The sequence below is a fragment of the Humisphaera borealis genome (genome assembly GCF_015169395.1).
GTDB classification, from domain to species: Bacteria; Planctomycetota; Phycisphaerae; order Tepidisphaerales; family Tepidisphaeraceae; genus Humisphaera; species Humisphaera borealis.
On record NZ_CP063458.1, the window covers coordinates 5,951,890 to 5,972,412 of the forward strand.

A 20,523-nucleotide genomic window follows, 5' to 3' on the forward strand; every position below is an offset into this window, starting at 1 on the left:
TAGTCGCACAAGACAATCCGCACACCAACCATGTCCAGTTCCATCTCACCTGCGTCTGTGGATCCTGCCGGCGGCACCGCCGCCCCGAACGTCGATGCCCCGACCGTTCAGGCTTCGCCTTCGACCGTTCAGCGCGAGGCGACCCGGCTCAGCGAACTCTCGCCACAGCAGTGGAAGAGCGGCATCGCCGCCTGGCTGGGCTGGCTGTTCGACGGCCTGGACATGCACCTGTACACGCTGGTGGCGGCACCCTTCGTTGCGGTGCTGCTGCACTCGGCCAGTCCTTCGTCGGCCGACGTAAAGGAGAAGAGCGCGTTCATCCAGGCCGCGTTCCTGGTCGGCTGGGCATTGGGCGGCGGGTTCTTCGGACGGCTGGGTGACCTGCTCGGACGCAGCCGGGCATTGTCGCTGACGATCCTGACCTACGCCCTGTTCACCGGTTTATCCTTCTTCGCGACCGAGTGGTGGCACCTGCTGATCTGCCGGTTCCTGGCGGCGCTGGGCATCGGCGGGGAATGGGCCGTCGGGTCGGCGCTGCTGTCGGAGACCTGGCCCGCCCGCTGGCGCGCCTGGATCGCCGCGGTGTTGCAGACGGGCGTGAACCTGGGCGTGCTGCTGGCGTGCGGGTGCGTGTTCGTCCTGGCCAACCCGGCGACGTACGAGTTTCTCGCCGGCTTCTTCAAGGACCTGCCGCCGAACTTCTACCTTCGGTCGGTCTTCCTCGTCGGCATCGTCCCCGCGCTGCTGGTCTTCTGGATTCGCCGGCATGTCCCCGAACCGGCCGAGTGGACGGCCGCCCAAGCCCGCGTCTCCGACGAACGCAAGCCGACGATGATGGATCTGTTCCGCGGCGACGTGCGGCGGACCACGCTGCTGACCATCGGCGTTTGCGCCACCGCCCTCACCGGCTGGTGGGCGTTCATGTTCTGGTCGCTCCAGCACCTCGGCGGCCTGGCCAAGCAAGCCGGCATGCCCGACGGGGCGCGCGACCAGTTCACCGCCGTCGCGTTCCTGTGGGTGATCGGGATCTCGATTCTCGGCAATTTTTTCGCATCGGGCATCGCCCGGAAGATCGGCTATCGCAACGCGGTCGCGGTAATGTGCTTCCTCTTCATCGTGACGCTGGTCGCGACCTACTACAAGCCGCGCGGCCATGAGGAGCTGCGGATGTGGATGCCGATCGTCGGCTTCTGCTCCGGCGTGATGGGACTGTTTACGATGTATCTGCCGCCGCTGTTCCCGACGCTCCTGCGTACGACCGGCGCGGGCTTCAGCTACAACATCGGCCGCATCGTCGCGGCGGCGGGGACGGTCATCTTCGCGTTCGTGGTGAAGGACCTGGATCTGCGATTGGCGCTGCTCGGCGTATCGGCGTTGTTCGTGCCGGCGATGCTGATCGCGCTTAAAATGCCCGATTTGCGCGACAAGTAGGGTCCGCCTTGGCGGACGCGTTTCGCGCCGGCATGGCGGGGGTCATGAAAGATGTTGAAGCGTCCCGCCGATCGCGTCCGCCAAGGCGGACCCTACACGGCGTCGGCCGGTGGCGGGCCGGCGTCTTCCATGTCACCGCCGTCGGCGGCGCCTTCGAAATCCATCAGGAAGTGGATGCGGTCCATCTCGGCAGAGCCGACGAACTTGCGCAGGATACGCTGCGCCCGCCGCACGCCGGTTCGGCGGCTCACGTGCGTCACCACGATGTGCTTGTTCTTCAGCCCCGGCAGAATCCTCGCGAACTGATCGACGTGCAGGTGCCGGCCGTGCTTGGCCTTGGACTTGTGGTCGGGCTCGAAGAACGTGCACTCGGTGACCAGCACCTCGGCGTTGACCACATCGGGGTGCTCGAACACGGTGCCGTCGGTGGTATCGCCGAGGAACGCGACCATCGGCACCTCGATGCGGTACTGGATGTCGACGCCGGACTTCTTGAGCTCGACCAGTTCCGGCCCGGTCTTGCCGACGAGTTCGGGCTTGAGCTTCTCGCGAATACTGATCAACACATACCCCAGGCTCGGGCCGCCGTGATGAGTCTGCACGGCACGGATGCCGAAGTCGCGGCGGACTTCGTACATCTGGTTGGCCGCCATGGGGACCAGCGTATACGGCGTCGTCTGCCGCTCGACCTGACGCCAGGACATCAGCAGCATGTCGACCGAGCGTTCCAGTTCCCGCGGCAGCAGCACGGTCGCCGGCTTCATGCCCTGGAAGAACCGCTGCGACAGGAAGTAACCCACGCCGGCGACATGGTCCATGTGGCCGTGGGAGAGGCAGACGATGTCGCTGGTGAGGGCAAAGTGCGGGGCCCGGCCGAAATCGAAGCAGACGTTCCACTCCGGAACCTGCACGACCGTCTCTTCACCGGCGACGCTGTAGCCGATGAGATGGAACGAACCGAAGTTCAGCTTGGCGAACCGCTGGACGAGGAACGACTTTTCGACTTTGAACGGGGGAGACTCCATGAGCAACGTGAGTGTAGCGGCGTGATGAGGCGGGGGCCAAGCAGGAGGAATGAAGAATGGAGAACGAAGAATGAAGAACGGGGAATGACCGACCCCTCCATTGCCTGTTCTTCATTCTTCGTTCTTCATTCGCTTCGATTCATTCCGGCTTGATCCCCAAATCCGCCGTCGTGAACAGCGACGCGTAGCTGTAACCCGCCGCCTCGATGTTCTCGCGGGCGCCTTCGAGCCGGTCAATCGTGCCGATCATCTTGATGACCGTAGCTCCAGCGGCTTCCAGCGTTTTGGCGGCTTCGACGATCTGGCCACCTGTCGTCAGGATGTCTTCGATGATGACGACCTTGTCGCCGGCCTTGAGCGTGCCTTCGACCAGCTTGCTGCTGCCGTAGCCTTTCTTGCTGTTGCGGACGAGGACAAACGGCAGCTTCGCGTGCATCGCCGTCGCGGCGGCCAGGGCGACGGCGCCCAGCTCGGGACCGGCCAGACGGTCCGTCTCCGGCGGCAGCATGGCAGCGAACGCCTTACCGAGCGCCATCAGGATGTCGGGCTGGGTTTCGAAGAGGTACTTGTCGAGGTAGTAGCTGCTCTTGCGGCCGGAACGAAGGGTGAACTCGCCGCGAAGCAAAGCGACTTCGGCGATTCGGCGGGCCAGGGCTTCTCGGGACAGTTCGGGGGACGTTGCGCTCATTGGCCGCACTATATGAAAAGAGTGCGGAGTTAAAAGTGCTGGGTTGAAAGTGCTGAGTCATGAGTGAGCGAACCCGTCGTGTCTCTTACTCAGCACTCAGCACTTTTGACTCAGCTCTATCCTAGGTTCCCGGCCGAAGCGTTGGTGCAGCCGCCCGCTGCGGCATGCCGACCGGGGCGGCGAAGCGCGTGTTGGGGTTCTTGTACTTATAGATCGACTGGTTGTATGCCGGGAGCGGCGTCGGGCCGGTGGGCTGGCGACTAGTGACGCTTCCGAGCGATCCCGCGGACCGGGGGACCGTTGGCGGCGGGGGAATGATGCTCACACCCATATAGCCGAGGTATTCGGTTCGTCCGGTGCCGAGTTGCGGAAAGACGTATCCGTCGGGCAGCGGATAGTAGTACCCACTCTCGGAGTAGCCGCCTCCGCCGTAGTAGGGCTGACGCGTTCCGCCATACAGGGGCGGCGGGGGGGCGATCGGTGCCGGTGCCGCGTAGACCACCGGCGGGGCGGAGGTCGTCCCGGCTGTTGCGAAACCTGCCCAATGCGAGCCGCTCACCGGCGGGATGGTCGACACGGCCGACTGCGACGGCGCCAATCCGGTCGTCGAGGGCGTCGCCGGCGAAGACGGCGGTACCGAACCGCCGGTCGTCGGGATGGCGGCGCGGGCCTGACGAACGAACTCGTCCTGAACACCGAAGAACTCAGCCGCCGGGCCGGTCGCCTGCAGCGGCGCGATGACCTTGCCCGACTTCACATCGTACACCTGACCGACGATACGAACCGACCCAGCGACGGCTTGAATGTCGCCGGCGACGGCGTAAATCGCACCGGCGTCGCGGGCAGTCTTGATGCGCGTCTCGGCATCGTTCGACGACTGCGATACGGCAGCCTTGGCACCGGTCAGTGCCAGTTCGTTCGTCAGCGACTGCTGCACGGCCGACGCCATCTTCTGGCTCTCGGCGTCGTCACTGGAGGTGCCCACGCTGAGAACGGCGACCTTTGTTGCGGGGGTGTTCGTTCCAGGTGCGTTCGTGCCGGGGGTGGTCGTGGTCGGAGCCTTGACCGGCGCACCGGCGTCTCCGTCGGCCGCATGCACCGGTGACCCGACCGCAAGCATCGCCGCCACGGCAAAGCCAGCCGAACAACGCAGCAAACTCAATGGGCGAGTAAGATGTCGGTAGCTCATGGTGCCAAAGTATACCGAGCCGACAGCGGCAGAGGTCCGAGAAAATCGTGTGAGAGATCAGCGTTGAGATCTCCAATTTCGTATCCGCGCTTACAACCCACCTCCCCATGCTTCTAGCCGAAATTTCCATGTGGCCGATGGACAAAGGCCAAAGCGTCAGTCCTTACGTCGCTCGAGTGCTCGACATCATCGACCGCAGCGGACTGCCCTATCGCCTGGGGCCGCTCGGAACGAGCATCGAAGGGGAATGGGATGAGGTGATGGCCGTGGTGAAGCAATGCTTCGACGCGTTGGCCGCCGACAGCGAACGAGTGGCGATCACGATGAAATGCGATTGGCGGAAGGGACGCAGCGGATCGCTGGAGGGCAAGATCGCGTCGGTCGAGCAGCAACTCGGCCGGAAACTGCGAACCTGAATCGCAATGGGGGAAATGGGGCCACCCCCTGACGATGAGGCAGCCTGGACCGTCGTCGCTGCCGATTCGGCGGCACGGCAGTACGACCCACCGCTGACGGTTGCGCTTTGGCAACGGAATGCTCGCGCAAGCCACCGACAATAAACAGCTTAACGATTCCAAACTTCCGCCTGATTTCTACCCGTCTTTGGTACGAATCTTCCTATCGTGTGGGGCAATCCCGCCGGCCGCTGTACGGCCGAGGGCGCTGAAATTGAGGAAGAAGAACATGACGTCCAAACTTTACAACAACTTCAAGACGGTTCTGTTTCTGGGACTGCTGACCGGGCTCATCCTGCTTGCGGGTCAGATCATCGGCGGCACCACCGGGCTTGTGATCGCGTTGGTCTTCGCTGCGGCGACCAACTTCGTCAGCTATTTCTTCAGCGCGAAGATCGCGCTGGCATCGATGGGTGCGCAGGAAGTCGGCCCGGACCACTGGCTGCACCAGATGGTGCGACGGCTGGCGACACGTGCAAACCTACCGATGCCCAAGGTTTACGTCTCGCCGCAAATGGCACCCAACGCGTTCGCGACCGGACGCAATCCGCAGAACTCAGCCGTCTGCGCCACCGAAGGGCTTCTACAGATGCTCAGCCGGGCCGAAGTCGCCGCCGTCATGGGCCATGAACTGGCCCACGTAAAGCACCGCGACATCCTGATCCAGACCGTCGCGGCGACGATCGGCGGGGCGATTTCCGCCCTGGGTTACGTGTTCATGTTCGGCGGATCGTCCGAAGAAGACGGCGAGAGCAGCAATCCGATCGCTGGCTTGCTGGTACTGATTCTCGGCCCGATCGCGGCCGGTTTGATTCAGGCCGCCATCAGCCGCAGCCGCGAGTTCAACGCCGACACCGAAGGCGCGGCGATCGCCGGCGAACCGATGGATCTTGCCACGGCGCTCGAGAAGATCCACGCCATGTCGCACCAGCTCCCGATGGACGTCAACCCGGCGTACAACAGTCTGTTCATCGCCGAGCCGACCAATGTCTGGCGTCAGATGGCAAACCTGTTCAGCACGCATCCGCCAGTGGAGCAGCGGATTGCAAACCTGATCGGCAGGCCTTGGAGCGGTCGTGTTCGAACGGCCGCGTAACGGCGACCGTAGCCGCGTCTTTGTTTTCTACCTGCCGCCCGGCGTTGGATGCTTCCAACGCCGGGCGGTTGTCGATACCTTCCCGGCTGTTTCCGGTGTCGTCAGTTCCCTTCAACGCTTGCGGATTTCAAGGATGAAACACCGCCTTCTGGCCCTTTCGGTCTTAACGCTCCTCGGCCTGTCGTTCCCCGCCCGGGCGGACATCGACGCCCAGGTCAATGCCGTCCTGCAGGATCGCCTGCTGGCCAATGCCACGGTGATCGTCGAGGTAATGAGCCTCGGCTCCGGGCCGGCAGACCTTCGAGAGCTCTACGCCCGCAATGCGCACCTGCCGCTGGTGCCGGCGAGCAACCTGAAGCTCGTCACCACGGCCGCGGCACTCGAGCATCTCGGCCCCGACTTCAAGTTCAGCACCAGGCTGCTGCTCGTCGGGCAGGACCTGGTTCTCATCGGGGACGGCGACCCCACGTTCGGCGACCCGGCCTTCACGAAGGAAAAAGGCTTTAAACCGACGTCGGATTTCGAAGCCTGGGCCGCCAGGCTGCAACAGGCGGGCATTACCACCATCCGCGATGTCCTGGTTGACGACTCTGTCATGGACGAACAGTTCGCCCACCCCGACTGGCCGAGCGACCAGCTCGACGAATACTACGAAGCCCAGGTCGGCGGACTGAACTTTGCCGGGAACACCCTCGACCTGACGATCGGAGCCGATGGCAACTCGGTCGGCGTCTGGCCGATGACGCGTTACGCCACGTTCAAGTCGTCGATCTCGCCCGGATCCAAGCGTGTTTTCACCGTTTCGCGGGACCTGGGAACCAACATCATCAACCTGCACGGCGACCCGCCGGCGAGGGGGGGGAAGGTCGTCCGAACGATTCATGACCCGCCCATGTTCGGCGGCACCGTGCTGGCCGAGACGCTGACCAATGCCGGCATCAAGGTAGCGGGCAGCGTCAAACGTGACCGCACTTTCCGGGCACGCCTGAATGCGCCGCTCGATCCGGCCCTGGCGGCGATGAAGCCGGTCGTGGTGGGTGAGTACGAAACACCGATCGGCCCTGTCCTTTCGAGAACGAACAAGGCTTCGGCGAATCTCTACGCCGAGTCGCTCTGCAAACGAATGGGATACGACGCGGCGACGAAAGCAACGGGCTCCTGGCAGACCGGACTGGAAGCGGTCCGTGGGTATCTGAAGAAGACTGGCATCCCCGAGGAGGATTTCCGCCTCGCCGACGGATGCGGCCTTTCGAAGAAGAACGCCATCAGTGCCCGCGCGCTGGTCCGGGTGCTGTGCTACGAATACTACGGCAAGAATCGGGACCTCTACATCCGGTCTCTATCCATCGCCGGCGTCGACGGAACGCTGGACGACCGGTTCGCCCGCAGCGATCTGCAACGGCGGGTCTTCGGCAAGAGCGGATTTGTTGAAGGCGTCAGCACCCTCAGCGGTTACCTTCAGGCCAAGGACGGCCAGTGGCATGCATTCTCCATCATGATCAACGGCATCCCTCGGCAGAGTAACTCGCAGATCAAGCTGTTGCAGGAGAAGATCGTCAAGGCAGTGGATGCCGAGGTTTCACCGAAGAAGTAGCACGACTGGATGACATCAACAGTGCAAATGCGTGAGAACAGAGCAGAAGGGGGCCACACAGGCACAGAGTCACCCAGGGGGATCTGTTGCACACTGACGTGGGGCCAACTCGGTTCTCAGATAGGGCAGTATCGCCGCGCGGCGCAAAGGTTCGAGTCGCTCTCTGCGCCTCTGTGCCTCTGTGTCGCTTTTCTTCTTGCCCTGCTCGCCGGGTGTGCCGAATCCGCCTACAAAACACCCGCAGAGGGTCCCAGCAACAAGGCCGTCGTTCTGGTCACGCCGGAGACTTTCGGCGGTGTGCCCAGCCGCAAAATCACCACGCCGAACTACCTCATCAAGACGACGATCGATGACGACGACCTGATCACCAAGCTGCCGCAGATCATGGAAGGGGCTCTTGCCCAATACCGGAAGCTTGCGCCCGGTGTGCCGTCGAGCGAAAAGCCGATGCTCTGCTTCGTCTTTGCAGACCGCAACCAGTGGGCCCAGTTCACAGAATCAGAGACCGGCGACGACGCCAAGGTGTATCTGCGCATTAACCGAGGCGGTTATGCCGTTCGGGACTGGTTTGTGTCCTACTACATCGGCGACCGGGAGACGCTGTCAGTGGCGGCGCACGAAGGATTCCACCAGTACATCGGTCGCCACTTCAAACGGCGACCGCCGCCGTTCGTCGAAGAGGGGCTCGCGACGCTCTTCGAATACATCGAATGGGAGAACAACCTTCCCCGTTGGCGATGGGAACTGAACCCCAACCGGATGAACGGGCTCGAGCGGTCGGTCAACCAGGGATTGACCATGCCGATCACCGAGCTCTACGCCATGCACGCCGGGCAGGTCGTCAGCAAGCAACTCTGGAAGGTAGAGACCTTCTATGCCCAGGCATGGGCGTTCGCCCGATTTCTGGCTGACGGCCAGAACGGTAAGTACCGTCCGGCACTGGAAAAGATGCTCGCCGACCTCGCCGCCAACAAGGTGCCGTTGCCGGGGTTTGACCGGGTCGATCCGCCGGGCATGTGGAACCCCAAGTCGGCGCAGCCGCTGCTAGAACATTACCTGGGCAAGCCGCTGGCCGAGATCGATCGGGAGTACCAGGAGTTCATGAAGCACCTCGTGAAAACCCGGTATCGTTCGTCCGATGATTGAAACGGCACGATTTTACGGTTGAGGGATTCGCGCTGTTTTTGATAGGTTGCGCGTCGCGATGCAGACCACGACCCTCTCCACGTCTGACACAACCTCGCCTGTCGTTGCCCCCATGGGCCGACGGACCATCCATTTTGCCGGCCGAGTGCAGGGCGTCGGCTTCCGTTACACCGCACGAAATATCGCACTGCAATACGACGTCCGCGGCTACGTTCGCAACCTTCCCGACGGGCGGGTCGAACTGGTGCTGGAAGGTTCCGAGCCGCAGATCGACCGCGTGGTCGAAGAGCTCCGCCGCAAGATGAGCTGCTTTGTTCGCGGCGTCACCATGCAGAACGCACCGGCGACCGGGGAGTTCGATCAGTTTTCCATCCGACATTAAGGCCGTGCTAAGACAGAAGTGCTGAATCGCACTTCCTTTACGCGCGGCTCACCACGGGCACTTTCATCTCGACACACTCGCCGTATCATTCCGCCCCGTGTGGCCCATCGTCAGTTTCTGCGTCTTCCTGTTTCTGACCTCCTGGCTCTTTGCGCTCGTGGAGATTCACATCGAAGGTCCGCACGGCTGGGCGACGTCATTGCCGACGTGGCGCGTTCAGAACCGCATCACGCGCATCTTCTACGGCGGTAAGCCGCTCACCGGCTATCACCTCTACGTCCAGCTGTTCGTCCTTCTGATGAGCCATGCGCCGCTCCTGATCGGCGTTCACCCGCCGACCTGGGCCGGCGAAGCGCGCGTGCTCTCGTTCTTTATTCTGTTCTGGATCCTGGAAGACTGGCTCTGGTTCGTGCTGAATCCCGCCTACGGCATTCGCAAGTTCCGCAAGGAGCACGTCTGGTGGCACGCCAAGGACTGGTGGTGGATTATGCCCAGGGACTACTGGATCTTCCTGCCGGTCGGCATCTGGCTCCTGGTCATCAGCCTGTAGCTCACAAGGTCACTCCCGCCCGCAGAAAGTGGACGAAGAACATTAGGACATTCCTAATGGACTGAACGGCTGACACCACGCGCCCCGTCTTTGCTTTTGTAACGTGGCGGAACAACTCGCCGGAAACACTCCAACAACATGACGCAGCCCACGCCACTCCGGAATACCGGCAGCGGCCAAGGTTGTGCCACACCTCTCGGGAGACACGCGATGAAGCGGAGACTACTCAAGCTTACGGCTCTGGCCGGACTATTCCTGTCTGCGGCGGCGACCAATGCCCAGGCACAGTTCGTGCTCTTTCCGTCATCGGAAAAAGCACCCGAAGTGAAACCGGAGAACACGTTCGTCCATCCGGTCACCAGCCCCTATTTCCATGAAGACGCGTTCGTCACCACTGACGCCCGCGCCTGGTTCCTGTACCACGACTTCCCCAGTGGCGGCGTCATCGACGGCGGCAACGCCAAGGTCTACGCGCTGCAGGTACGCGTCGCGCTGACGAACCAGCTCCAGCTCGTCGCGTACAAGGACGGTTACACCGACTTCGACGCCGGCCTGCTGCAGGACGACGGCTGGAACGACCTGGCTGCGGGCCTGAAGTGGACGCCGATTCAGAACCACGAGAAACAGTTCTATCTGTCGGTCGGAGCTGGCTACGAGTTCCCCGTCGGCGACCCCGGCGTGCTGCAGAACGACGGCGAAGTCCGCGTCTGGGCGGCGGTCAACAAGGGCTTCGGTCCGCTGCACCTGGGCGGCACGGTGAACTTCTTCTACCCCACCAGTCGCGGCGACGAACCCCTGGGCTATTCCGAAACCATGAGCTGGCACTTCCATGCCGACTACTACGTCTGCCAATGGTTCAGCCCCGTCGTTGAAGTCAACGGCTATCACGTGCTGAACAAGCACAACGAAGCGGTGCCGTTCTCCGGCATCGACGTGACGAACCTTGGCGGCGGCGACGACGTGATCTCGCTCGGCCTCGGTGCGGAGCTCCGCCCGATGGAAAAACTCGGCCTGCGAGCCGCCTGGGAAACGCCCCTCACCAGCGGCGACGACCTGTTCGGCTGGCGGGTGACGGTTTCAGCAGTGATCTCGTTCTGAGAAGAGTACGAATGAACTGCGGGATACTGCCCGGCCGATGCATCGGCCGGGCAGTTTTCGTTTCGATGGACGTCATACGAACAGAAGCTTCAATCCCCACGCCACCCCGAGCACCACCAGAACTGTAAGCAGCACGTAGCCCGCCGTCAGCAAGCGAACCTTTCGTCGAATGCCCTCCGCGGCGGCGGCGTCGATCCGGTTTGCAAGATGGTCGCGAACCTTGAGCAGGTCCACGCCACCGCCATCCGATCCTTCTCTTCGGAACTCGGCGAGCGTGATGCGGCGAATCGTTGCGATCACGCTGCCGTGTGCTTTGCGGAACACGCCCGCCAGGACGCCGGACGCCTGAAGCTCGGGCGACACCGACGCGAAAGCGTCGCTCAGGCGAACCTCGGCCTGCGAGAGCGGAATGCGGCCGGCGGTTCGGGAGACGAGTCCCTGATCGGTTTCGCCAGTCCCGCCGATCAGCTTGTCGAACACCGACCGGAAGAGCTTCGAGGCGATCCCCGACGCCACGATGCCATCGGCGAGCGTGAGCAATCCAGCCCGCTGCCAGGCAAGGGCGAAGCCGACGACGGCCGTAAACCCCAACGAGAATACCACTGCCAAAAAGCCTGCGATCCCCGACGTGCGACCGGCGATGTACCCGGCCGCGAGCGCCAAGCCGAAGCCGAGCCAACCCATCCAGCGGACCGTGCTGGTCATCGCGCCAAACCCGGTCCGCACCACGCCGGCCAGCTTCTGACCGGTATCGCTGACCTGCGCCGACCCTCCAACGGTGTTCACGAACACCCGCTCGACAGGAGCCTTGGCGGGGAGGTTGGGGTCGGTATCAGACATAGGACACAATGCCGAATGCTGAATCCGGAATGAGAAACATTCAGCATTCAGCACTCAGCACTCAGCACTCAGCACTCAGCATTCAGCATTTCCTCTTCACTTCTTCTGCTCTTTGGCCCAGGTGTCTTTCAGCGATACCGTCCGATTGAACACCAGCTTGTGGGCGGTCGTATCCGGATCAACCGTAAAGTAGCCGAGCCGCTCGAACTGTACGGTCTTCCCGGCGGCCGAACCTCGAAGGCTCGGCTCGAGCTTCGCGCTCGGGACAACTTCGAGAGAACTCGGCCGCAGGTTCACCTTCCAATCGGCGCCTTCCGGAAAATCGTCCGGGTCTTCCTTGGCGAACAAGTGGTCATACAGCCGGACCTCGGCGTCGATCGCATGCTCGGCCGACACCCAGTGGATGGTGGCTTTCACCTTGCGCTTGTCCGGCGCATCACCGCCGCGGGTCGCGGGGTCGTACGTCGCGTGAACCTCGGTAATGTTGCCGTTGGCATCCTTCACGACGCCGGTGCACTTGATGAAGTACGCCCAGCGCAGCCGGACTTCGTTCCCCGGGAACAGCCGAAAGTACTTGTGTGCCGGCACTTCCATGAAGTCTTCCTGCTCCACATAGATCACCCGCCCGAATGGCACCTTGCGGCTGCCGGCGGCAGGGTCTTCGGGGTTGTTCACGGCGTCCAGTTCTTCGCTCTGCCCTTCAGGGTAGTTGGTAATGACCACCTTCACCGGCCGAAGCACCGCCATCACGCGTGGGGCACGCTTGTTCAGGTCTTCGCGGAGGAAGTTCTCCAGCACGTTGAACTCCACCGTGCTGTTGAACTTGTTCATGCCGATATGCTTGCAGAACGCGCGGATCGACTCCGGCGTGTAGCCACGCCTGCGATAGCCACTGAGCGTGGGCATACGCGGGTCATCCCACCCTTTGACGATGCCGTCCTCCACCAGCGCCCGCAGCTTGCGCTTCGACATCATCACGTAGGTGATGTTCAACCGGGCAAACTCGATCTGCTGTGGGTGCCAGATCTGCTTTTCCTTCGGGCGGTCCTTGTTCACCGCGTCGATGAACCAGTCGTACAGCGGGCGGTGGTTCTCGAATTCCAGGCTGCACAGCGAATGGGTGATGCGCTCGATCGAATCTTCAAAGCCGTGCGCCCAGTCGTACATCGGGTAAATGCACCACTTGTCGCCGGTGTTGTGGTGCGTCTCGTGGAGGATGCGGTACATGACCGGGTCGCGCAGGTTGAGGTTCGGCGACGCCATGTCGATCTTGGCGCGCAGCACGCGCGATCCATCGGGGAACTCTCCCTTCTTCATCCGTTCGAGCAGGTCCAGGTTCTCGGCGATCGGCCGATCGCGGAACGGGCTGTTGACGCCAGGTGCGGTCAGCGAGCCGCGGCTCTTGCGAATCTGCTCGGCGGTCTGATCGTCAACGTAGGCGAGCCCCTTGTTGATCAGCTCGACAGCGTAGTCGTACATCGTCTCGAAGTAGTCCGATGCCCAGACGATGGTGGACGGCTTGAAGCCCAGCCAGCGGACGTCAGCCTCGATGCCCTTGACGTACTCCTGCTCTTCCTTGGCCGGATTGGTGTCGTCGTAGCGGAGATTGCAAGAGCCTTTGTACTCCTCGGCGACACCGAAGTTCAGACAGATCGCCTTGGCGTGGCCGATGTGCAAATAGCCGTTGGGTTCGGGCGGGAAGCGCGTGGCGATCCGTCCGCCCCATTTACCGGAGCGTGTGTCTTCCTCAATGATTCGGCGGATGAAGTCCTGCCCCTGTGGCTCGGCCTCTGCACCCTCGGCAGGTTGCGAAGCAGCGGGGGCCCTGGAAGGCTTGGCGGGCTTGGTTGCAGCAGGATTGGTCGTCTTCACGCCATCGGCGTCGGCCGGATTGCTCATCGTCATCCTCTGACATTACGCGGTCGGTAGTGCTTGGACAGCCCGTTTCTGCTGCCCGCATCTGATCTTACGCATCGCCTGCAGTTTGTCTTGGGGCTTCGGCAGTTCCGGCAAGCTACACTCTCACCCGATGGGACAGATTCCTTTGGACTCTGCAGGGAAGCGCCAGCAGATTTCAAGGACGCCGCGCGCGGCCATCATTTCTGTCTTTTGCAGTGCTTTTGCGATCGCGGCAGTCATTGCGGGGTTTGTCACGTTGCGCGGCAGTGACTCGGCGAAATCTGCGAGTATCGGATTCGGCATCGCGGCCGCAATACACGTCGGAGTAACCCTGTGCATCGCCCTGCCTTTTTCGATTGGCGCGATAGTGGGTGCGGTTTCCGCCCGCGGCGAATGTCGACGGCACCCCTTCTTGGTCCTTCCTGCCTTAGTTCTAGCGGGTGTCCAAGTATTGTTTTGGGCTTACATTCTAGTCGGCATCGTTGTCTCCGCGAGATGACTGCTTGCCGACCGGCCGCAAGGCCGGCTACCGCGTGGACTTGCCACATCATAATCCCAGCGGCCACACGGCCTGCGTTCCGCTTGAAAGGTTGACAAGCTTTGCCAACGATTGCGATAATCCCCTGAACATGCCGACCCAGAACGTCAATCTCACCAGCCAGCAGTCCAGTTTCGTCAAACGCGGTGTAAAGACGGGCCGGTATCAGAATGTCAGCGAAGTGGTGCGCGCCGGTCTCCGCCTGCTGGAACAACGTGAACGCGAGGACCAGGCCAAGCTGCGAAATCTTCGGCGTCTGGTCAACGAAGGTCTGAGCGACATCGATAGCAATCGATTCGAACTCATCACCCCCGAGAACTTGGATCAATTCGTCCAATCGGTCAGCGCCAAGAGTCGGCGGGCACAGAAATGACAACCCGCAAGGTCCGACTCGCCGCGACCGCGAAACGGGACATCGAACACGCGCTCGATTGGAGCCTGGAAAACTTCGGCGAGGTCCAGCACGACATCTACCTCGGCCTGATTAAGGACGCGCTTTCGGCTATCGAGCGAGATCCGACAGCGCCGCCCGCGAGATTGCGACCAGAGCTTCGCAAGGGCATCTGGACACGCCACATCGGTCGCCGCGGACACAACGCCCGGCATCTGTTTGTCTATCGAATCAAGCGTAACGGAGATGTCGATATTGCGCGGTTTCTGCATGACGCCATGGACATCACTCGGCATATCCCAAAGAGCTGACGATCCCAACTGCGGACTCATGCGTGTTAAAATGCTCTTGAAGGCGTCGCTGGACTGCGGCCGACGAACCACGGGAACCTCTCCATGACCCTCGGCTACTACTCCCCAACCGGACAGGACGCCTCTGGTTACGTCATGCAACCCATTCCCTGCCGTGGCTGTGGGCAGGCTTTGCAGGGGCTTCACGAAGCTCATCGCTGTCCTCAGTGCGGCATACCTGCTGGTCGCTCGGTTCAGCCGGGCATCCTGCGGTTTGCGCCGCCGACGTGGCTCGGCGTCGTGCGGTCGGGATTGCTCCTGGAGTTCTGGACGATCATCACCATTATTGTTCTGTCGGTCATCGGAATCGCCGGGGGCATTGTCTGGGTGATGGGAGCGTTTAAGAGTTCCAAAGGCCCGCCGGACTTCCAGGCGATGATGGGCAGGTCGCCTCTGATCACTGTCGCCATCCCGATCATTGGTGTCATCGTCAGCGGCCTGCTCACCTACGGCATCTGGCTGATCACCACGCCCGAACCGCAACCGGGCGCGGCGTACGAAGGCCCCAAAACCCGTCAGACCGCCCGCGGACTCGCTCTTTTCTCGTTCGCGATTAGCGCGACGTCGGTCGTGATTCAAATGGCGGGGCTGCTTGGCGACCCGATCGTTGTCGGAGTCGTCCAGAGTGTTGCAACGCTGGTGAGCGCGTCCAGCTTCGTCGCTCTACTACTGGTGCTCGCAGAACTCAGCGCATACGTGCCGGACATCAAACTCGCTGCGCGAGCGCGAACCACCGGCTGGTGTGGAGGCATCGGCATGGCGGTGATGGGAGCGATGCAAGTCCTGACCGCGGTCATGGTCGGCGACGGACGACAGTTCGCGTCGCGAGGCACGCCGCCGGGCGGGGCCTTCATGGTGGCCGGGTGTTTCAACGCGCTGGTCGGGCTCTTCGTTGTGGTGTGCTACATCATTTACCTGGTCACCCTGTACCAGGTCGCCGGCCGGGTCCGGCAGGCGAAGGACTACAGCCAGAGCATTCTGCAGCAGCCGAAGGGGCAGGCGCCTGTTCCCGCGCAGCCCGTCAGCCCAATGCCGCCGCAGGAACTTTAGCCTGCCCCGAGATCGACGATGGGTACGGCAGGACTCATCGAATCGTGTCCTTCCCACTCGCGCGACCGCCAGTTTCCCGGCCGGCTTGGTGTTGCTAATGTGCCTCCCAGTACCATGCAGAAAGCCCCCGCACCACTCGCACCCGACCTGCGTTCACTCTGGCAACTGAAGTCGGACGTAACGTTCCTGAATCACGGCTCGTTCGGTGCCGTGGCCGGGGAAGTCGCGGCCGTCGCCGACGACTGGCGGCGACGCATCGAGGCCGAGCCGATCGAGCTGCTCGGCCGCAAGTGGCGATCCCTTCTCGACGGCGCCGTCGCTCCCGTTGCAGCGTTCTTGAACGCCGCAACGGCGTCGGTGGGGTTCGTGACGAACGCCACCGAAGGGGTCAACTGCGTGCTGCGATCGTTGCGCCTTTTGCCGGGCGACGAACTGCTGACGACGAACCACGTGTATCACGCGGTCCGGCAGGCGATGAAATACACGGCCGCGCAGTCCGGCGCGGTCTACCGAGAGGTCGCGGTCCCGCTGCCGCTGACCTCGGCCGAAGACATCACCAGCGCGATCGTCGGCGGTCTGAGCGACCGCACAAAGCTGCTTGTGCTCGATCACATCACCTCGCCCACGGCGATTGTGTTCCCGATCGAGGCAATCGCAAAAGTCTGCAAGCGTCGCGGCGTTGCGCTGCTCGTCGACGGCGCACACGCCCCCGGCATGGTGCCGCTCGACCTGACATCTCTCGGCGAATCCGGCGTTACCTACTACACCGGCAACCTGCACAAGTGGTGCTGCGCTCCCAAGGGCACGGCGTTTGTCTGGGCGCGGGCTGACATCCGTGACGACATTCATCCCGCCGTCGTCAGCCATTGGTACGGCGACGGCTTCGCCGCCGAGTTTCATTGGCAGGGGACGCGCGACCACAGCGGCTGGCTGTCGGCCGGCGCTGCGATTGATTTCCTCGGCCGCTTCGGCTGGGACAACGTCCGACGTCATAACCACCAGATGGCGACATGGGCACACGACATGCTGTGCCAACGCCTGAATGTCACGCCAGTCTCACCACTCGACGGGTCACTGCTTGGCAGCATGGCGACAGTACCCCTGCCTGCCTTCTTCCAACGGCTGGACGACGCACAGTTCACCATCCTTCAGCAGTCGCTCTACACCGACTTCAGGATCGAAGTGCCGCTGGTCACCTGGAACAAGCAGCGGTTCGTACGGGCGGCGTGCCAGATCTACAACGTGCCTCATGATTACGAACGGCTGGCGGACGTACTGAACGCCTCCAGCAAGTCCTAGGTCGCTCTCCTATGACCGATTCCGTCTCGGCCTGCTGGCTTTGTGCCGGGACGCCAGCCATCATCATTGCGGCGGACCTCCGGAAGAGGCCCATTGCGCGGAATAGGAGCACATCATGACCGGCTCAAGATCTGGCGTCTCTCTCAGCGGCAGTTTGGGATCACTGGCACTTATGGGCGCGGTAAAGTCCGCAGCCCTGACCGAAGGCCGTGAACATCACGGCATCACGCCGCACGTAATCCCCTTCGTCACGATCAGCCGGCAGGCGGGTGCCGGCGGGCACACACTGGCGACGAAGCTTGCGGCACTGATGACCGACGTCGATCGGCCCGGGCCGTCTGAGGCACACTGGGCGGTCTGGGATCAGGAGTTGGTCGAAAAGGTAGCCCGCGACCACGGCCTGGACGAAGCAGCCGTGGCAACCCTGGAAGAAGGACACCACCCCTGGTTCGCAGATCTTCTTGCGGGCCTTGTCGGGCAGGACCCCGCCAAGCCGGACGAGTTCAAGGTGTACAAGCGAGTCGCAGCAGCCATTCGCGGCCTTGCCCGACTCGGCCGGGCGGTTATCGTCGGCCGCGGCGGGGCGTTCATCACGCGTGACCTGCCCGGAGGCATTCACATCCGGCTCATCGCACCGCGGACCGTGCGCGTGAGCCACATGGCCTCGTTGCTGCACATCAGCGAAGCCGACGCGGCCCGAAAGGTTGACCAGCTCGACCACGATCGCGAAGCGTTCTACCGTCGCTATTGGCCGTCGGCCTCACTGTCACCTGATCGGTTCACGCTGACCATCAACACCGCCGGCCTGAACGAGGAGACGCTCGCCGAGGTCGTTAAGCCTCTGATTGTGGCGGGGCTGCCGGCGGGTACCATGGTTCCGTACTGATATCCCAGGATCCAATGAGCAACCGCCGCAACCCGACCACGCCGTCAAAACCCAAGCGGCCGCGTGATAAGGGCGGACGCAGTTCGCGAACCACGCGCGCTGGGCGGAAGGCGGTGCCTGCGACCGACACCGAGGGACACCTCGCCGGCGGTGACCCGCACGCCATCCGCCAGCGGATTGCCGCCGAACTGTCTGGCCGACGACTACCGGAATCGACTCGAGCCCTCCTGCGTCAGCTCGATGCCTGGGCCGCAATGTTCGCCGGGGCCGGCGCGAGCCTGCTTCTGTCGGCGTCGTCCGCCGGGCAGTCCGGCGCAACGGAAGAAGCCCCAACCGATCCCGCGAGTCCCAACGGCGACACGCGATCCGACCTGGAGACGCGAGTCGCCGAGCGCACCGCAGAACTGACGGACGTCAATCGTCTGCTCAGCGAAGTCATTGCCCGGCGGGAACGCGTCGAGCAATCTCTTCGCGAAAGCGAAGCGCTGACCCGCGCCATTTTCGATACCGCGGTCGATGCGATCATCACCATCGACGACCGCGGCTCGATCTCCAACCTCAACCATTCCGCCGAACGCCTGTTCGGGTACTTGAGCGAAGAACTCGTCGGGAAGAACGTAAACGTGCTCATGCCCGATCCCTACGCCGGCGAGCATGACAGCTACCTGAATCGATACCTGCGGACGGGTGAAGCCAGAGTCATCGGCATCGGCCGCGAGGTCATGGGCAAGCGGAAGGACGGCTCAGTCTTTCCACTGGATCTTGCCGTCAGCGAAGTTCGATTCGGCGCGAAGAGGACCTTCACGGGCGTCGTTCGCGACCTGACCGAACGTAAGCAGCTCGAACGCGAGATCATGGAAGCGACCGAACGTGAACAGCGACGAATCGGTCAGGATCTGCACGACGGCCTCGGCCAGCAGCTGACGGGGATCGGCTTCATGACCGAAACACTAAGCCATCAACTCACCCAGTGCCGACATCCGCTTGCCGAAGAGGCCGGAAAGATCACCGCGCTGGTCGGCGAAGCAATTCGCCAGTCCCGGGGGCTGGCCCACGGTCTGTATCCAGTTGAACCACAGCCCGGCGGGTTGGCCCATGCCCTGCGGTTGCTGAGTGATTCGGTGACGGACGCGTACAAGGTCAAGTGCACGGTTCACGACGGCCAGGTGCCGGCGTTCGCCGATCGAACCGCACCTTCGCACTTATATCGGATTGCCCAGGAAGCCGTGAACAATGCCGTCCGGCACGGCCGGGCGCGGTCGATCAAAATCTCGCTGATGTCCGAACGCCGCGGGGTAACGCTGCGGATCAGAGACGACGGTAAAGGCTTCCAGGGGGAGATGAACGATTCGGGCGCAATTCCGGCGGGAATCGGCCTGCGGACGATGCGGCACCGCTCCCACCTGATCGGGGGTACCCTCACGGTCCGGCAGTGCAAGCCCGGCGTGGAAGTCGTGTGCCACCTACCCAAATCGCCCGCGAGCCGGTAAACATCAGTACCGGTCGACCAGTTTTCTCCGCGCCTGCCGTGCGGTTCTGGGTTGGAATCGAGCAAAGGCGGCTGGAAAAGTTTGCCGATCAATACCGTGCGACGATCGCGCCGGATACACTCACTTCGCCCACTCTCTGAACCTTGACACATGCCAGCCAAAAAGCCATCCGCCGCTTCCGCCCGAACTGCCCGGTCCAAAGCCACGGCAGCAGCCCCGACGGTCGCCACGGCGGAGACCAACGGAAAGGCCGAAAAGAGCTCCAGTTCAAAGCGGCGGATATTTATCGTCGACGATCACCCCATTGTGCGTCAGGGCCTCGTTCAGCTGATCAACAAAGAGCCGGACATGGAAGTGGTCGGCGAAGGGGAGGACGTTTACGAGTCGATTCGTGCCATCCGCACTGCGTCGCCTGACCTGTGCCTGGTCGATGTCTCACTCAAGTCCGGCGACGGCCTGGAATTGATGAAAGAGATCAAGTCGTCGAACCCCGAGCAGGCGGTTCTCATCCTGTCGATGCACGACGAGAAGCTGTATGCCGAGCGTGCGCTCCGCGCCGGCGCACGCGGCTACATCATGAAGCAGGAGCCGCCGCAGGTGCTGGTCAACGCCATCCGCAACGTGCTGGCCGGAGAGATCTACGTCAGTCCGAACATGGGTGCGACACTCCTCCACCGGATGGTCGGCAGCAAGACCGCGAGCAACCTGACGCCGATGGATCGGCTGACCGATCGCGAGTTGGAAGTGTTCCGGATGATCGGTGCCGGCATGCGTGTTCGGGACATCGCAGAAAAGCTGTTCCTGAGCGCCAAGACGATTGAGGCACACCGCGAGCACATCAAGGAGAAACTGGGCCTCAAGACAAGCGCCGAGTTGCTCCGTTTCGCGATCCGAAACACACCCGATTCGAACTGAGCATCTTCGCCCCGAAACACCGCCGATCACGCCGCACGTAGGAATTCGACCTACGCCCCTTAGGCAATGTGATTAGCAGCGAAACCCACTCCTTCCCGATCCCGGCTGCGCTATCGCGCGGCAACAATGTATCCGATAGCGCATGGTGGAGCAGCGAGGAACGATGACAGTGTGTCATTGTGCGACCGAGGGGAGCGCCCCGCCCCGCATG

General features: G+C 62.6%; 20 protein-coding genes. 15 read left to right on the forward strand and 5 right to left on the reverse strand.

Annotation, left to right across the window (positions count from 1 at the left end):
- Positions 1-30 precede the first annotated feature (30 nt).
- A complete protein-coding gene (locus IPV69_RS22385; RefSeq protein WP_206291953.1) occupies positions 31-1,431 on the forward strand; it encodes an MFS transporter in 1,401 nt (466 codons plus the stop codon).
- A gap of 92 nt (positions 1,432-1,523) precedes the next feature.
- On the opposite strand, the gene IPV69_RS22390 is transcribed toward IPV69_RS22385, so the two are convergent.
- The 3 genes from IPV69_RS22390 to IPV69_RS22400 form a co-directional block, all read right to left on the reverse strand.
- Positions 1,524-2,456: an MBL fold metallo-hydrolase gene (locus IPV69_RS22390; protein ID WP_206291954.1), complete on the reverse strand. Its 933-nt coding sequence runs from the start codon at positions 2,454-2,456 to the stop codon at positions 1,524-1,526.
- Positions 2,457-2,595: 139 nt separating this feature from the next.
- Entirely contained in the window at positions 2,596-3,144 is a 549-nt protein-coding gene (pyrE, locus tag IPV69_RS22395; RefSeq protein ID WP_206291955.1) for an orotate phosphoribosyltransferase, read from the reverse strand.
- 121 nt (positions 3,145-3,265) lie between these two features.
- Entirely contained in the window at positions 3,266-4,333 is a 1,068-nt protein-coding gene (locus tag IPV69_RS22400) for a hypothetical protein (protein ID WP_206291956.1), read from the reverse strand.
- 107 nt (positions 4,334-4,440) lie between these two features.
- Between IPV69_RS22400 and IPV69_RS22405 the strand changes: the two genes are divergently transcribed.
- From IPV69_RS22405 to IPV69_RS22435, 7 genes are all read left to right on the forward strand, one after another.
- Entirely contained in the window at positions 4,441-4,749 is a 309-nt protein-coding gene (locus tag IPV69_RS22405; protein WP_206291957.1) for an MTH1187 family thiamine-binding protein, read from the forward strand.
- A 268-nt stretch (positions 4,750-5,017) separates the two neighbouring features.
- The gene (locus IPV69_RS22410) at positions 5,018-5,884 is read left to right on the forward strand and encodes a zinc metalloprotease HtpX (protein ID WP_206291958.1); all 867 of its coding nucleotides are present in this window, start codon (positions 5,018-5,020) and stop codon (positions 5,882-5,884) included.
- 133 nt (positions 5,885-6,017) lie between these two features.
- The gene (dacB, locus tag IPV69_RS22415; protein ID WP_206291959.1) at positions 6,018-7,478 is read left to right on the forward strand and encodes a D-alanyl-D-alanine carboxypeptidase/D-alanyl-D-alanine endopeptidase; all 1,461 of its coding nucleotides are present in this window, start codon (positions 6,018-6,020) and stop codon (positions 7,476-7,478) included.
- Between the two features lie 297 nt (positions 7,479-7,775).
- Positions 7,776-8,624 carry a hypothetical protein gene (locus IPV69_RS22420; protein ID WP_206291960.1) on the forward strand — a complete coding sequence of 283 codons (849 nt, stop codon included), beginning with the start codon at positions 7,776-7,778 and terminating at the stop codon, positions 8,622-8,624.
- Positions 8,625-8,736: 112 nt separating this feature from the next.
- Complete coding sequence (locus tag IPV69_RS22425) at positions 8,737-9,006, forward strand: acylphosphatase (RefSeq protein WP_206291961.1); 270 nt, start codon at positions 8,737-8,739, stop codon at positions 9,004-9,006.
- A 97-nt stretch (positions 9,007-9,103) separates the two neighbouring features.
- On the forward strand, positions 9,104-9,556 hold the full coding sequence (locus tag IPV69_RS22430; RefSeq protein ID WP_206291962.1) for a hypothetical protein: 453 nt from the start codon (positions 9,104-9,106) through the stop codon (positions 9,554-9,556).
- Between the two features lie 210 nt (positions 9,557-9,766).
- Positions 9,767-10,654: a hypothetical protein gene (locus tag IPV69_RS22435; RefSeq protein ID WP_206291963.1), complete on the forward strand. Its 888-nt coding sequence runs from the start codon at positions 9,767-9,769 to the stop codon at positions 10,652-10,654.
- Positions 10,655-10,726: 72 nt separating this feature from the next.
- Here the strand turns inward: IPV69_RS22435 and IPV69_RS22440 are convergent, their stop codons facing one another.
- Complete coding sequence (locus tag IPV69_RS22440; RefSeq protein ID WP_206291964.1) at positions 10,727-11,494, reverse strand: hypothetical protein; 768 nt, start codon at positions 11,492-11,494, stop codon at positions 10,727-10,729.
- Positions 11,495-11,590: 96 nt separating this feature from the next.
- Positions 11,591-13,393, reverse strand: coding sequence for a glutamine--tRNA ligase/YqeY domain fusion protein (locus IPV69_RS22445; RefSeq protein ID WP_206291965.1), 1,803 nt, complete (start codon positions 13,391-13,393; stop codon positions 11,591-11,593).
- Positions 13,394-13,896: 503 nt separating this feature from the next.
- Between IPV69_RS22445 and IPV69_RS22450 the strand changes: the two genes are divergently transcribed.
- The 7 genes from IPV69_RS22450 to IPV69_RS22480 all read left to right on the forward strand — a co-directional run bounded on the left by IPV69_RS22450 (position 13,897) and on the right by IPV69_RS22480 (position 20,312).
- Positions 13,897-14,304 carry a type II toxin-antitoxin system ParD family antitoxin gene (locus tag IPV69_RS22450; RefSeq protein WP_206291966.1) on the forward strand — a complete coding sequence of 136 codons (408 nt, stop codon included), beginning with the start codon at positions 13,897-13,899 and terminating at the stop codon, positions 14,302-14,304.
- Positions 14,301-14,633, forward strand: a complete 333-nt coding sequence (locus IPV69_RS22455) for a type II toxin-antitoxin system RelE/ParE family toxin (RefSeq protein WP_206291967.1) — start codon at positions 14,301-14,303, stop codon at positions 14,631-14,633. The genes IPV69_RS22450 and IPV69_RS22455 overlap by 4 nt, the downstream gene beginning before the upstream one ends.
- 84 nt (positions 14,634-14,717) lie before the next feature.
- A complete protein-coding gene (locus IPV69_RS22460; RefSeq protein WP_206291968.1) occupies positions 14,718-15,722 on the forward strand; it encodes a cytochrome c oxidase subunit II in 1,005 nt (334 codons plus the stop codon).
- Positions 15,723-15,836: 114 nt separating this feature from the next.
- The gene (locus tag IPV69_RS22465; RefSeq protein ID WP_206291969.1) at positions 15,837-17,021 is read left to right on the forward strand and encodes an aminotransferase class V-fold PLP-dependent enzyme; all 1,185 of its coding nucleotides are present in this window, start codon (positions 15,837-15,839) and stop codon (positions 17,019-17,021) included.
- A gap of 115 nt (positions 17,022-17,136) precedes the next feature.
- Positions 17,137-17,907 carry a cytidylate kinase-like family protein gene (locus IPV69_RS22470; protein ID WP_206291970.1) on the forward strand — a complete coding sequence of 257 codons (771 nt, stop codon included), beginning with the start codon at positions 17,137-17,139 and terminating at the stop codon, positions 17,905-17,907.
- 14 nt (positions 17,908-17,921) lie between these two features.
- Positions 17,922-19,397: a sensor histidine kinase gene (locus IPV69_RS22475; RefSeq protein ID WP_206291971.1), complete on the forward strand. Its 1,476-nt coding sequence runs from the start codon at positions 17,922-17,924 to the stop codon at positions 19,395-19,397.
- A 150-nt stretch (positions 19,398-19,547) separates the two neighbouring features.
- A complete protein-coding gene (locus IPV69_RS22480) occupies positions 19,548-20,312 on the forward strand; it encodes a response regulator (RefSeq protein WP_206291972.1) in 765 nt (254 codons plus the stop codon).
- The last annotated feature ends 211 nt before the right edge of the window (positions 20,313-20,523 follow it).